At 31.5% G+C, this 13,951-nt stretch carries 12 protein-coding genes and 1 pseudogene; 1 reads left to right on the top strand and 12 read right to left on the bottom strand.

The genetic code is table 11. From position 1 onward, the window contains the following. Positions 1-173: 173 nt before the first annotated feature. From OMES3154_RS03240 to xerA, 5 genes are read right to left on the bottom strand one after another with little or no spacing between them, the layout of a single operon-like run. On the bottom strand, positions 174-3,320 hold the full coding sequence (locus tag OMES3154_RS03240) for a type I restriction endonuclease subunit R (protein ID WP_156683367.1): 3,147 nt from the start codon (positions 3,318-3,320) through the stop codon (positions 174-176). Next, complete coding sequence (locus OMES3154_RS03235; protein ID WP_156683366.1) at positions 3,320-4,315, bottom strand: FRG domain-containing protein; 996 nt, start codon at positions 4,313-4,315, stop codon at positions 3,320-3,322. Before OMES3154_RS03235 ends, OMES3154_RS03240 begins: the two co-directional genes overlap by 1 nt. A 9-nt stretch (positions 4,316-4,324) precedes the next feature. Then, positions 4,325-4,612: a hypothetical protein gene (locus OMES3154_RS03230; RefSeq protein WP_156683365.1), complete on the bottom strand. Its 288-nt coding sequence runs from the start codon at positions 4,610-4,612 to the stop codon at positions 4,325-4,327. 41 nt (positions 4,613-4,653) lie between these two features. After that, the gene (locus OMES3154_RS03225; protein ID WP_197271481.1) at positions 4,654-5,910 is read right to left on the bottom strand and encodes a restriction endonuclease subunit S; all 1,257 of its coding nucleotides are present in this window, start codon (positions 5,908-5,910) and stop codon (positions 4,654-4,656) included. A gap of 8 nt (positions 5,911-5,918) precedes the next feature. After that, positions 5,919-6,902 carry a site-specific tyrosine recombinase/integron integrase gene (gene xerA, locus OMES3154_RS03220; protein ID WP_156683364.1) on the bottom strand — a complete coding sequence of 328 codons (984 nt, stop codon included), beginning with the start codon at positions 6,900-6,902 and terminating at the stop codon, positions 5,919-5,921. Positions 6,903-6,988: 86 nt separating this feature from the next. Between xerA and OMES3154_RS03215 the strand changes: the two genes are divergently transcribed. After that, entirely contained in the window at positions 6,989-7,588 is a 600-nt protein-coding gene (locus OMES3154_RS03215; RefSeq protein WP_197271480.1) for a restriction endonuclease subunit S, read from the top strand. Here the strand turns inward: OMES3154_RS03215 and OMES3154_RS03210 are convergent. From OMES3154_RS03210 to OMES3154_RS03180, 7 genes and pseudogenes are all read right to left on the bottom strand, one after another. After that, positions 7,585-8,121 (bottom strand): restriction endonuclease subunit S, encoded by a 537-nt coding sequence (locus OMES3154_RS03210; RefSeq protein WP_156683363.1) that lies wholly within the window; start codon positions 8,119-8,121, stop codon positions 7,585-7,587. The genes OMES3154_RS03215 and OMES3154_RS03210 overlap by 4 nt on opposite strands. After that, a complete protein-coding gene (locus OMES3154_RS03205) occupies positions 8,111-9,643 on the bottom strand; it encodes a type I restriction-modification system subunit M (protein ID WP_156683362.1) in 1,533 nt (510 codons plus the stop codon). The genes OMES3154_RS03210 and OMES3154_RS03205 overlap by 11 nt, the downstream gene beginning before the upstream one ends. 3 nt (positions 9,644-9,646) lie before the next feature. Next, the gene (locus OMES3154_RS03200; protein ID WP_156683361.1) at positions 9,647-9,856 is read right to left on the bottom strand and encodes a helix-turn-helix domain-containing protein; all 210 of its coding nucleotides are present in this window, start codon (positions 9,854-9,856) and stop codon (positions 9,647-9,649) included. A 156-nt stretch (positions 9,857-10,012) separates the two neighbouring features. Beyond that, positions 10,013-10,760: pseudogene (gene istB / locus OMES3154_RS06650) on the bottom strand (IS21-like element helper ATPase IstB). After that, complete coding sequence (gene istA / locus OMES3154_RS03190; RefSeq protein WP_156683045.1) at positions 10,747-12,018, bottom strand: IS21 family transposase; 1,272 nt, start codon at positions 12,016-12,018, stop codon at positions 10,747-10,749. The pseudogene istB and the gene istA overlap by 14 nt, the downstream one beginning before the upstream one ends. Positions 12,019-12,390: 372 nt before the next feature. Then, positions 12,391-13,110 carry a Fic family protein gene (locus OMES3154_RS03185; RefSeq protein ID WP_156683360.1) on the bottom strand — a complete coding sequence of 240 codons (720 nt, stop codon included), beginning with the start codon at positions 13,108-13,110 and terminating at the stop codon, positions 12,391-12,393. A 167-nt stretch (positions 13,111-13,277) separates the two neighbouring features. Continuing rightward, positions 13,278-13,787: a Fic family protein gene (locus OMES3154_RS03180; RefSeq protein WP_231679259.1), complete on the bottom strand. Its 510-nt coding sequence runs from the start codon at positions 13,785-13,787 to the stop codon at positions 13,278-13,280. Positions 13,788-13,951: the final 164 nt, after the last annotated feature.

Here is a 13,951-nt window from a genome sequence, read left to right as displayed (position 1 = left end):
TTAGACAAAATACTTCAAAAGTACTTCAATTTTCTGATTTTCTATTCATAAACAGTTTGCTTTAATAGACTCGTATATCAATCTATCTTCATCGATTTTGCTTACTACAGCAAAATCGTATTTTACTTCATGTTCGCGATTTTTATAAATAAATATATCGACAACCAGTTTATTCAATTATATTTCTCTCTATCTTCTGCGACCAAGGGCAAAATTTCTTCTGTTTGGTTCGTATATTGATAAACATCATGTTTTTCATCAAAGCTTAAATTATCAGTCCAAAGTTCACACTGTGTCATAACAGTTTGAACGGCATCATCCATTCCTTCAGGCGGATATTTATGTTTTTTCAAAAGTTTTTTTATAAGCATACGCATTTTTGCTCTTGCCGATTCACGCTTCTGCCAATCAATAGTTTTATTTTTTCGAAGTGTATCTGCTAACTCTTTTGTTATTGCAATCAGCTCTTCATTTTCGTAAAAATCTTTAATTGCCTGTGGTTTTGTTAATGCGTCATAGAAGGCAAGCTCATCAGCAGTTAGTCCTAATTTATCTCCTTCTTGATGTGACGCTGCAATTTGTTTTGCTAGTTTGAGCATTTCTTCAATAACTTCCTCATTGGTCAACATACCATTTAAATAAGCATTAAGGGAACGCTGCATAATCTCGCTGAACTTTTCAGATTTAACCATATTCGTTCTGCGATAGATAGAAACTTGTTCTGAAATCAACTTTTTCAAAAGTTCAACGGCAAGATTTTTTTCCTTCATATTAGCAACTTCTTGAAGGAACTTCGGGTCAAACAAAGAGAACTCCTCTTTGATGTCTGAAAACAGATTTATTACCCCATCACTTTTAATACTCTGTTTCAAAAGTTCATTTATCCTTGCATTCATTTCCGGCAAGGAAATTTTTTTACCAACACCGGTATTGGTAAGTCTAAGAACGAGAACTCGAACAGCTTCAAAGAAAGCTGCTTCAAATCTACCGTTTTCATCAACCAAAGATGAACATAAGGAAAGAGCCTGATGAAGCATAAGGGCTTCTTTTACGAAAGAATCTTTATCATCGACTTTTTCTCTACTTATTATAAAATTCACAGCACCACTGATAGTTTTTGCTCTCTCAAGGTCTGTGCCATTTTGGAATTTAGAATAATCATATCCGTGGAATTTATCACGGCATACAGACAACTTCTCTAAGAACTTCGGATATGCAACCTTTGCAACATCTGTATCGCCATAGTTCTTTTTGTCACGAGAAGTATAGTCGTTCATTGCCTGTTTCAAAGCCGTAGCGATTCCAACATAGTCAACAACAAGCCCACCTTCTTTATCACGGAATACACGGTTTACACGAGCAATTGCTTGCATAAGATTGTGTCCGGACATAGGTTTATATACATACATAGTGGCAAGAGACGGAACATCAAACCCTGTCAGCCACATATCAACAACAATCGCAATCTTCATCGGACTACTGTTATCTTTGAATTTCTTTGCAAGCTCATTCTTATGGTGTTTATTACCAATAATCTGTCGCCATTCTTCCGGGTCATTATTGCCGGAAGTCATAATAACAGCTACTTTTTCAGTCCAACCCGGACGAAGATCTAATATTCTCTTATAAATCTTCATAGCAATAGGACGAGAATACGCAACAATCATCGCCTTACCGGTAAGCAGATTCTCTCTATTATTTTCATAGTGGTCAATAATGTCACAAACAAGGGAATTTATAGTGTTATCATTTCCAAGCACTGATTCCATCTGACCAAGCTCTCTTTTGCTCTTTTCAATAACTTCTTCATCGGCATTAAGAGCCATTAAATCATACTCTGCATCAATTAATTTCAAAGTAGCTTCATCAAGGTTTAACTTAATGACACGACTTTCATAATACACAGGACGAGTTGCTCCATCTTCAACCGCTTGCGTCATATCATATATATCAATATAATCACCAAATACTTCACGGGTACTGCGGTCTTTAGCTGAAATAGGCGTCCCGGTAAAACCAATATATGTAGCGTTTGGAAGCGTATTACGAATAATTCTTGCTGTGCCAATAACACGCTTTGCCACTTCCTCACCATCTTCATTTTTTGTAATCTTAATCTTTTCAGCAAGTCCATATTGTCCTCTATGAGCTTCATCAGCCATAACTATAATATTATGGCGTTCAGACAAAGGCTCGTCAGACTCTTCAAATTTCTGCATGGTAGTAAAGATTATGCCGTTTGCCTGTCTGCCGGCAAGCAAAGTTTTGAGATTTTCTCTACTTTCTGCTTGTAACGGTTCTTGTCTTAAAAAGTCCTTACACTTTGCAAACTGACTGTAAAGTTGGTCATCAAGGTCATTTCTGTCAGTAAGCACAACAATAGTAGGACTATCTAATGCTTCCTGCAATAAATGAGCATAGAACACCATCGAAAGTGATTTACCGCTTCCTTGAGTATGCCAAAAAACACCACCCTTACCATCGGTGATTGTAGCGTGCTTTGTAGATTCAATCGCTTTTCTTACCGCAAAATATTGGTGGTATCCGGCAAGAATTTTAAATGTATTAATCCCATCATTTGAAAAGCAAATAAAGTTCTTGATAATATCAAGCAGTCTTTCTTTTTGAAACATTCCCTCAAAGAAAGTGTCAAACTGAGCATACTGTGTATTTTCGTAATTCCCATCCTTTGTTTTCCACTCCATAAAGCGGTCTTCACCGGAAGTAATTGTCCCCGCTTTGGATGTCAACTGATCACTCATAACACAGATAGCATTATAAACAAACATAGATGGAATTTCCTGCATATAATTACGGAGCTGTCTATACGCTTCGGAAGCATCCGTTTCTTCACGAGAAGGAGATTTAAGCTCAACTAACACGACAGGCAAACCATTCAAGAAGAGAATAATATCCGGACGTTTGTTACTGTTTTCAATAAAAGTCCACTGATTAGCAATGATAAAAGAGTTATTATCAGAATTTTTATAATCCACAAGATAGACGATAGAGGATCGCTCTTCTCCTTCCACAAAATATCTTACCGGAATACCATTTTGTAGATAGTCCATAAAAATTGAATTCTTCTGCACAAGCTCTCCGTTTTCAAAGTTTTTGAGTTTGTATAACGCTTCCTGAATTGCATCATCAGGTAAACTTCTATTCAAACGATATAGAGATTCAATCAGAACATCTTCATATAGTGGGCTATAAAAGTCTCTTTCAATATCCGGACCATATGTGTACTCATATCCCAAATCATTCTGAAATAATTCAATTATTGAATTTTCATAATCTGCTTCTACGAAAAAACTTGACACTATTTTTCACTCCTCTCTGATACTATGCTCGCTATATCTACAATTTTATCACTGATATATTCGGACTCAATCTTTGCTTCTTCTTTATTAAATCCATTTTCCAGTAATACTCTTTGAACACCCACTTTAAATCTACTTATTACAGACTCTTGTCTATACCAATCAATTATTGAAACCCAATCTTCCACTAATACCCATATTTTTTGTATATCGAAATTATATTTTTCGCTTAAAGTTTTAAACACAGTGTCCTTAAAGTTTTTATTTTTTATTATGTTTTCACTTATTTCAATATCTGATTTTATTATTTGTGTTTTTATATCATTAGAATCAAACTTTATAAATTCTGATGAAGCCTTTGTTTTAGCATTCTTTTTGTTTTTTATATAACTTAACTGGTGCTCTAATTCAGGAAATAAAGTAGCCTCATTTATATTATATGTGTCTAATTCCTCCAATATCGCCTTCTTGTTTTCTCCTGAAATATAGAAAAACTTTCTATCAAATTCATCTCGTAAATCTTTATATCCTTTTTCTATACCGGACTGACTAATAGATTCGGTATAAACAAAATTAAAGCATCCTGCCAATAAAAACATTCCGCATTGTCTTGATAATCTTTCATTGTTGTATGGCGGGGTAACAATATAATTATTCTGAATAATATTTATAAATTCTTCGTAATATTCTTTTGATTTCCATCTTTCTTCTAACTCTTTTGATATAGCTTGGCGTTCTGTAAGTTTTCTCAATATGGACTCAAGAGTATTATCATTTGACAAATCTATCTGAGATAAAGAGGATATGACTTTTATATTTATTTCATTTGTAGATACAGAGTATTTCTTATTAAAAAATATTACACCGTTTGCTTCTTGTGTTTTAGTATCCTCTTCATCTTCAATTCCTTTATAACACACCTTACCATATTCTTCACAAGCAAAGTATAGAGCAACTAATGGATTAGTAGTTAAATCTAACAGTCTTGTGCACATTCCATAATGCTAGTATTTCGTCATGATTTCAAAATCATTATTTATAGAAATAAATTCATATGGTGCTTTTAATAGAGGTACTTGCATTAATGTATGTTCTACACTTAAAAAATTGTCTCTAAAAATGCTTGGAATAACATCCCAGAAATCCGTCTTTTGCCCCCTGAAAAATAATTCCTCGTTACTCCCGTACAAATCATCTTTTAACTTATTTACTTCATCAATAAAAGAACTTACAGAAGTTATCTCTATTCCATAGTTTTCATTTTCATCTTTATTAAATATTATTTCTTCCATATTTATGACTCCTTCTGTAATATAAACAATAATTTAGCGGCTTAGAGGTCGATGTTAGAGACATCAAGCTCACCGGACATTAGTTTAGGAATAAGTGTGTCTCGTAATACTGCTAAGCGTTGATTTTCAAGTTGATTTTGAATTATTCGTTCACACATAGGCATTACAATATCTGAGAACGCCTTGTTAATCTTCTCTGTAGCTATTACTATTTCGGATAATTTTATTTCAGCAGAAGAAAGGTTTACCTGAACACCGCTATTAGCTCTGCTACGCAAATCAGTTAAGAAATTTTTGTTATTTGTAAGCAGGTAAATATATGGATAAGTAATTCCTTTGTAGTTATTTGCTCTCAAATGTCCTACACGCTGATTAACAATATATTCATTGTCAACAGGCATAATAGCTGTGTTTCCCAAAATAGCAACATTATCTTTCATATCAGTCATAGCCATTAGAATATCACCTTTGCGAAGTATAAATTTGCCCAAAGATGTTGCTGATGATTTAGGATACCAACTCTTTGTGCCATCAGAAATGAAGCCACCGCCACGACTAATATGACCTTGTTTGAATACTTTATATGTGTTTGGTGCTGGTTTACTAAGTAGGTCTTTACTCTTGAATGCATATCCGTTTTGAAAATCAGCTATAGTATCTAATGTAGCTACTTCCCAATTGGAAGGCATAGCATATCCAAAAGGTTCAAAGTCAACAAACCAAGACTTAAATAATGCCGAAGCTTGTTGCTCTAAATTATTGTTTATCTCATTATTCTTTTTGATTTTTTCATCTATACTCGAAAGAACACTTACTAAAATATCCTGTATCTTTCGTTCAATAAGAGGAATTGGCATTTTGCCAAGCGTTTGAGCATTTATGTTTCCGCGAGTGCTACCTGTATTAAACGAGTTAATCCAGTCCTTATACTGTTTAGACTGACAAAAATACTTTATGTATTTGGGATTTACTTTTTTCTCATCAATGCTGAACTTAATGAGAAATCCTGCATATACAAATTCTCCATCCGTTCCATCATAAAAATAATTTCTTCCAGTGCTTGCTCCCGTTCTTGCAAACACAATATCATTCGGTTTTAAAAGATATTCCGAAGCTTTCTCATCATCAACCGATTTCAAATCCTGTAGATTTAGTGTTCCATCGTCTTTAATATCCGTAATTCTCAAATAGGTGTATAAATCTTTCGAGAAAGGAACTGCTCTTGCACCAATTCCATATGAACCTTTTCCGTCTATCGTTAGCGCACTTAATGTTGTGAATTGTTCAGCCATATCCATTTTCCTCTCTATCCAATATATTTTCTATGCGCAATTTTCACATTACTTTGTTTTACCATTGCATACTGCAATGTCGTATCTATCTTTCTATGCCCTAAAAGCTGCTGCAATTGCTCAATGGGCATTCCTTTATCTATTGCCATCGTTGCAAGAGTACGTCTGAACTTATGTGGATGTACCTTTTGCAATCCTAACTTTTTCCCAAATTCACGCAGACGAACTTCGATACCGCCGATTTTCAATCTTTTGTATGGAGATTTCAACGACACAAATAATGCAGGATTATCATCTATTCTACTGTTAAGATAATTCTGCAAATGAATCTTTGTTCTTGCATCAAAATATACAACTCTTTCTTTACTCCCTTTACCGAACACGATACATTCTCTCTCGTTAAAATCAATATCATTTCGGTTTAATAGTACCATTTCGCCCACACGCATACCGGTTGAAGCAAGCATATCTATTATTGCTAAATCTCTCAGTTCTGTACAATTATCTCTCATAAGCTCTAATGCCTCATCAGAGTATGTTTCCTTTATATTTGTACCTGTTTTTACTTTATGTATACGTCGTACCGGACTTTTTAGTATGTAGTCCTCATCCTCTAACCAAGAGAAGAAGCTTGATAAAATACGGCGGATATTATCTATTGTAACTTTGCTTGAATTTTTCTTTTCCTGATATTCTGTCAGATATCCTCTTATATCATCTGTAACTATGTGTTTGACATCTTTTTTGAGTTCATCAAGCATAGTGTTAATAGTAGCCTTATAGTATTTAAGAGATTTTTCGGAGCAACCCTCTATATGTTTTGCCGATAAGAACAATTCTACAAAGTTCTGTTCCGAAATTTTCTCTTGTTGTTTGTTTTCTGTTACATCATAATTTACAAGGGTATATTGCAAAACCTCTTGTAGCTTTTCGTTTTGTGCATTGTTCAAATATGGCAACATTTCTTGAACAACATCTTTGATTAAATCCTGTTTCACAGTCCATCCTCCTTTATTTAACGACTATGGGGCGGAAGTCCCCTGATATTAACTTCTGCCACCCACAGAAGTTATGGGTATGTTATATGCTAAACAATAATTTAGAGCAACAAGCTCAAGCAATTTTTGATAACATGTTTCCGAGTATATCAAATGGAGAAAATACTATCGGAGATACCATAACGCCTAAAAGAGGCAAAGGATTACTATCAAAAAATGCCGTATTCGGAAATGTTCCAGTTGTTGCTGGCGGTTTAGAACCATCAACTTATCATAATGTAGCTAATACTGTTGCTCCTGTGCTTGCTATATCTGCTTCAGGTGCAAATGCGGGATATGTTAGCTTATGGAATATACCAATTTGGTCATCCGACTCGTCTTTTATTGATAGTTCTATGACAGACGATGTTTATTTTTGGTATGTACTCCTCAAAAAACGACAAAAAGAAATCTATGATGCTCAAACAGGTTCCGCACAACCACATATTTACCCTCAACATGTATCTTCAATGCCAATATGTGATCTAAATTTTGATAAAGTTCGCAATTATACATCCATAGCAACTCCGATTTTTAAAATGATAGGTCACAACAAAGATGAAAATCAGCGATTGGCTACAACTCGTGACACTCTATTACCGAAGCTAATGTCCGGCGAACTTGATATCTCCAACATCGACCTTTAAGCCACTAAATTATTGTTTATTTCATTGTTAAGCCTTATTTTATCATCTAAATCTCGCAAAATTCCACTTATTACTCTTTGTTCTTCAATGGGAGGAATCTTAATATCTAAGTTCTTCACTACATCTATTTGTACTCGCTGTCTACCAGATGAACCAACCATTGATTTAATTGCTGGCACTCTTACAATTGAACTACATACTAAATAATAAAGGTAATCTTCATCAAATCCTTCTTTTGCACGAAATACAATATATTCAGTAGAGCCAAATCCAATTTCATCTTCATTAAGAATATTAACCTTAGCAGTTTTTCCGTTTTCTAAGCATGGAGTTATTCTTGCCATAATGGTATCACCATTACGAAATTTAGTCCCGCCTGTAAAAGGTTCATTGTCATATGATGAAATATCTCTACAAAATGGTTGTAATTTATCCATTCCAATTTTTTTAGCAATTCTTCCTTTTGGCAACGACTCGCGAGGATTAAAATTTGCAATCTTTGATAATTTTTTTATTTCCCATTCAGATTTCATATCCAATCGCCCCCAATTTCTTGCGTATCTCCTCTTCTAATTCATGGGACTTTTTAAACATATCCGAAAGCTCCGAAGTCAATCTTGTCATCTTTTCTTCAAACGGCTCTCCGTCATCTTCCTGCTCTTCAATACCCACATATCTCCCCGGAGTTAAGATATAATCTTGTTTTGCAATATCTTCTATGGTAGCAATAGCCGTAAATCCTTTTTTCTCTTCCAGTATTCCGTTTTGGAAATCTTCAAAGGTCTTAGCTAATAAATCAATATCTCCAAGACTTCCATCTTCTTGCAAACCTTCTGTAAAGTCTCTATGTTTTCTATCTACCATATATCCCATTTTTCTGGCATCAATAAATAGTGTCTTTCCTTTTTGTTTTTTATTTTTGGTAATGAACCACAAGGTTACAGGAATGGTAACGCTATAAAATAGCTGTGTCGGCAAAGCTACAATCCCTTCAACGAGATCATCTTCTATGATCTTTCTCCTGATTTCTCCTTCTCCGGAAGATTGAGAGGATAAGGCTCCATTCGCAAGCACTAAGCCAATTTTACCATTTGGTGCCAAATGATGTATCATATGCTGTATCCACGCATAGTTTGCATTTCCTGATGGTGGCATTCCATATTTCCACCTTACATCATCTTTTAATTTATCCGCTCCCCAATTAGAAAGGTTAAAGGGTGGATTTGCCATAATGAAATCCGACTTTAATGTTTTATGGATGTCATTAAAAAATGTATCGGCATGATAAGAGCCGAAATTCGCATCAATTCCTCTTATTGCCATATTCATTTTAGCCATCTTCCATGTATCTGCATTGGATTCCTGTCCATAAACGGAAATATTCCCTCGATTGTTGCTATGAGCCTGTACAAATTTTTCACTTTGTACAAACATACCGCCACTACCCATACATGGATCATACACTCGGCAATTATTGAACGGTTTCAATATGGCAACAATTGTTTTTACAATACTTGAAGGCGTATAAAATTCACCGCCCTTTGTTCCTTCATAGGCAGCAAACTGAGCAATACAATACTCATATGTCCTACCTAATAAATCTTTACTTGCATCAGTTCCATCCATTTTTACTTCGTTTGTAAATAAATCAACAACTTCACCAAGTACTCTTTTATCTAAATCTGGGCTTGCATAATTCTTAGGTAAAACATTTTTTAAACTCGTATTTTCTTTTTCAATCGCTCTCATGGCGTCATCAATTACTGTACCAATTTCAGGTGTATGTGCAGCAGTCGAAATCTTACTCCAACGAGCCTCCTCCGGCACAAAGAAAATGTTTTCTTCTGCATATGCATCTCTATCATTCTCAAAACCATCGCCTTCTTTTAAAAGTTCTTCGTAACGTTTTTCAAATGCACTGGATATATAACGAAGAAAAATAAGTCCAACAATTACTTTTCTGTACTCAGCAGCAGGAATATGCCCCCAGAGAACACAAGCTGCATCCCAAATTTGCTTTTCAAAACCTATATTTGCGTTATTTTTTTTAGCCATTATTTATTCACCATCCTCTTCAAATTCCATAATATCGTCTAATGTACAATTCAAAGCCTTGCAAATCTTCCCAAGGACTTCCACAGTGACATTCTCATTTTTATTAAGCTTATTGATTGTGTATGTGCTGACCCCCGCAAGCTCTGCTAACTCTTTCTTCTTCATATCTCTATCAAGTAATATATGCCATAGTTTTTTATAATTAGCTTTCATTAAATTTCCTCGCTTTCTATGAGAACGCAAATCTATTTTAAAATATTATACCATATTTAGACACTTAAATATAGCGTTCTCTCTATTTTTATTTTATTTTTTTTACAAATATGCAGACTTATAAATGTCAATTTAAAATTCCCCACTTTTTAAAATTTAAGATTCCTCACTTTTATGTTTAATTTTCAATTTATCTTTTATTCTATATGATGGTCCTGTAATATTAAATAAATATGAATGGTGCAATAATCTATCTAATATTGCTTTAGTTATCATTTCGTCTTTCCCTAATATTTCTGCCCATTTTTCAAAACTAATATTACTTGTAATAATAGTTGATCTTTTTTCATATCTTAAATCTATTAATTGAAAGAATAATTTTGCTTCTAATGGTGATATTTCGTTAAAACCAATCTCATCTATTATTAGTAATTTATATTTAAAATAGTGCCTTATTTTCTTTTCTAATAATCCTTCTTGATATGCTTTTAGTAATAGATTAATTAATGAAATATACACTATTTCTTTTAATTGCTACCTCATACCCTATAGCTATAGATAAATGTGTTTTCCCTGTTCCTGGATTGCCTATGAAGAGTATATTGCTAGCTTCTTCATAGAATCCAGAATTAATTATATTCTTTATATTTTCTTCCTTTATTGAGGGCTGAAATCTAAAGTCATAATCCTCTATTGTTTTTACAAAAGGAAATGCTGCTACTTTCACGTTGTATAACCTATTATTTTGCTCTTTAGCTTCAACTTCATTACTTATCACCTTATTTATCCCATTAAGCTCTTCTTGGCTTATTTCGCTTGCTAGATTTAATTCTTTTAAATGGTTGTATGCTGAATTTAATTTTAAGTATTTTAATTTTTCTAAAACATCATTAATCGTTATCATATTTAATATTCTCCATTTCTTCAATAATTATACTATTGTCTTCTGTTTTAGGTGATAAATTTTTATCATATTTTAAATCGTGTGAATCTTTAATATTTAATACTTTTTTTGAAATTTCGTGCAATGTTATTATTTTTTTGTTATAATAAATTAGAAGTTTGTTGTTTTTAATAGTTCTTCCTACTAATTTACCAATATATTCTTTAGGGACAGAATATTTACAGTTAAGATAGGATACTAATGACTCGTTACTAACAATAACTTCTTTTAATTTAATGTAATATCCTTTTCTAATTTCTTGACTTGGTAATTTTTGTAATTTTTCTTTTTCCCTTTTTAAAAGAAATACTGGTGGCAAATGTGTTGCTTGAGAAATCTTTTCATTATCCTCTTTATTTATTATTTCTAATTTATCATTAACACTGCAAATATCAATATATTCAGTATTGTAATTGTAAAGTTGTGATGGTACTTTGTTTTGTGTTTCAGTTTTACCTTTTGTTTGTGGCCTATATGGCATACACGGTTTTACTTTAAATCCATAATTTTTAGCAAATTCCTCAAATTTAGGATTTATTAATGCTTCTTTATTTTTAGTTCTAGGTTTATCAACTAAGCATTTTATATTATCTATAACTAATTCACTAGGTACTCCTTCTAATTCTTCAAATGCTTCAGCTAAGAAATTAATAACAGTCTCATAAGAAGTATCTAGTACTATCTTTCTAACATTGTATCTACTAAACCCTAAAGTTAAGGTAGCTACGTTTACAATCATTTCATTTCCATTTGTATCGATTAATTTCATTCTTTCTTTTAAATCAAATTGTGCCTGTTGACCTGCTTCTGTCTCAAACCTTTCAGTAAAACTATTTGTATTATTTCTTTTATTAAAAAGTTTATTTAATTCCTCATCATTAATGATGTAGTTTTTAAGAGTGGCATAAGTACATTCTATGCTATATTCTCTTACCATGTAGTTATATATATGTTGATAATATTCAAATTTTCTTTTATCATCTTGTAATAATTTAATTATTCTATCTCGATAAGAATCAACATATTTATTTCTTTTTCTTGTAGTCTTAGGAATGTTCCCTTTTAAAGCTTTTCTAATTGTTTTTCTATCATGTCCTAGCTTTCTTGCTATCTTACTAATATTCAAATTTTTCAATCCTCCTTTTAAATATATACTAGATAAAGCTCTTAAATCATCTAGTGTATTAATTAAGTTAGAATTTATATATATTTCATTCATGCATATCACCTCATGAATAATATATCAAATTTATTCTAACTGGGGAATCTTAAATTATCATTATTGGGTATTCTTATTTTATCATTTATAAATTGTAATTTTTCAAAAATTTTAATGGAAAATTACAGACTTTTTACAGCACTCTCCCTATAGCATTTCTAAATACAAAAAAATCACCCAAAGAATTATTCTTCAGGTGACTCATTTCTAAAATCTGCAAGCATTTTGCAAGCACAACACTCATAAAATGGCTATTTATAAGGCTTTAGAGCCTGTTTTTAGCTACTCCCACTCCATTATTCACAATTCATAAAATCCTAATAAAATATAGCTTCTTAAATTTAATGTGTGCCATTAAGTAGCCACTAAATATTATCTTTCCAACTCTTCTTTTATAAAAAAAGACTTATGTTTCTTTTCAAGATCTTTATCTATATTCAAGCCTTTAATAGCATTATTATATATAAAATTTGTTAAATCATCATAATTATTAGATTTATAAAACTTTGATAATTTTGTCTGAAATTCATCAAGCTTATCAATATTAACACTAATTATTCCTTTACCTTCTCTTATTAAAATTGAATTAGCTACTAAATTACTTGTTCTTTTATTTCCATCCCAAAATAATTGACTTCTCATTCCATATAAATAATATTTAAGTGCTTTTTCAGTAGGATTTTTTATTAAATTAATTTCTTTAATTTCTTCACTAACTTTTTGTATATCTGGTATTTCTGGAATATATCTTTCTTTGTTTTTTAAAGTTACTCCAACACTACCATAACGAATTATTCCTGGATCAAGGCTTTCATTTTTAGAAACTCTTGAATTTATCTGACAAATAAATTCTAAATTTATATCTTTATCAAGATTTTCTAAAACATATTTCCAAGCATTTTTAAGATTTAATATAATTTGTATATCATCTAAAGATACCTCACTATCATTAATTCCTTCTAAAATCTTTTTTGTTTGTAAAAATGTTGCATTAGAACCTTCTAATTTTAATGCATTATATATATTTTCTTTGATTTCTTTTTTTGCTAAAAATATATTTTGCTCTTTTGTCATATTAAATTTATCTTCCATATTTATCACCTCAATTCATAAATTAATTTTATCATATATATTCTTTATTTTCAATAAAACACTATATTTATATAATATTTTTTTATAAAAAATTCCACTCTATATTAAATATAGGGTGGAATATTTTCATCTATCTTTTTCTTCTTTATCTTTACTTGTCCATTTACTTATATTAGTTTTTTTTCATTTAAATTTTCCCATTCTTTAAACTCTTTTTTCCAATCATTGCTTATATGATTAAAGTACATTTCAAAAGTATTTTCTAAATTTTTTTCTATAAAAGAAATAATTTTACTATAATCATTTTTAGTTTGTGCTAACTCTAAACTATTATAATATTCTAATCTATCCTTATTTTCAATAATACATATTGGATAACCATTTTTCATCAATTCCATATTCATAAGTAGTCTTCCTGTCCTTCCATTACCATCAACAAAAGGGTGGATTTTTTCAAAATCTGCATGAAATTTTGAAACCTTAGATATTATATCTTCATCAGATTCTTTATATTTTTTTATTAATTTATTAAGTTCATTTTCAACTTCAAAAGGAGATACAGTTTTAGTTTCTGAACCACCTATAAAATTAGGTGTTTTTTTAAAGATACCTGCAATCTCAATATTATTAGGAGCTAATATTAAATGGTGAAAATCTTTTATAATTTTAATATTCATTTCTTCATTTTCTTTAATAATTTCTTTTAAAAAATTTAATGCATATTCTTGTCCTTTAACTTCTAAATGTTCATTTAAAGATTTCCCTTTTACTGTAACTCCATATTCTAAAATTACTTTTGTTTCATTATAAGTTAATGTATTACCTTCAATTGCATTGGAAT

The sequence above is a fragment of the Oceanivirga miroungae genome (assembly GCF_902505095.1).
Classification (GTDB): Bacteria; Fusobacteriota; Fusobacteriia; order Fusobacteriales; family Leptotrichiaceae; genus Oceanivirga; species Oceanivirga miroungae.
The sequence above is the reverse complement of the archived record's forward strand: the minus strand, read 5'-3'. Positions and strand labels throughout refer to the sequence as shown.

What these genes read in the sequence shown, in the direction of transcription:
- OMES3154_RS03235 (WP_156683366.1), bottom strand. Translation starts at nt 4,315, where the DNA reads ATGTGCACAAGACTGTTAGATTTAACTACTAATCCATTAGTTGCTCTA.
- OMES3154_RS03230 (WP_156683365.1), bottom strand. Translation starts at nt 4,612, where the DNA reads ATGGAAGAAATAATATTTAATAAAGATGAAAATGAAAACTATGGAATA.
- OMES3154_RS03225 (WP_197271481.1), bottom strand. Translation starts at nt 5,910, where the DNA reads ATGGATATGGCTGAACAATTCACAACATTAAGTGCGCTAACGATAGAC.
- OMES3154_RS03215 (WP_197271480.1), top strand. Translation starts at nt 6,989, where the DNA reads ATGCTAAACAATAATTTAGAGCAACAAGCTCAAGCAATTTTTGATAAC.
- OMES3154_RS03210 (WP_156683363.1), bottom strand. Translation starts at nt 8,121, where the DNA reads ATGAAATCTGAATGGGAAATAAAAAAATTATCAAAGATTGCAAATTTT.
- OMES3154_RS03205 (WP_156683362.1), bottom strand. Translation starts at nt 9,643, where the DNA reads ATGGCTAAAAAAAATAACGCAAATATAGGTTTTGAAAAGCAAATTTGG.
- OMES3154_RS03200 (WP_156683361.1), bottom strand. Translation starts at nt 9,856, where the DNA reads ATGAAAGCTAATTATAAAAAACTATGGCATATATTACTTGATAGAGAT.
- istA (WP_156683045.1), bottom strand. Translation starts at nt 12,018, where the DNA reads ATGAATGAAATATATATAAATTCTAACTTAATTAATACACTAGATGAT.
- OMES3154_RS03185 (WP_156683360.1), bottom strand. Translation starts at nt 13,110, where the DNA reads ATGGAAGATAAATTTAATATGACAAAAGAGCAAAATATATTTTTAGCA.
- OMES3154_RS03180 (WP_231679259.1), bottom strand. Translation starts at nt 13,787, where the DNA reads ATGAATATTAAAATTATAAAAGATTTTCACCATTTAATATTAGCTCCT.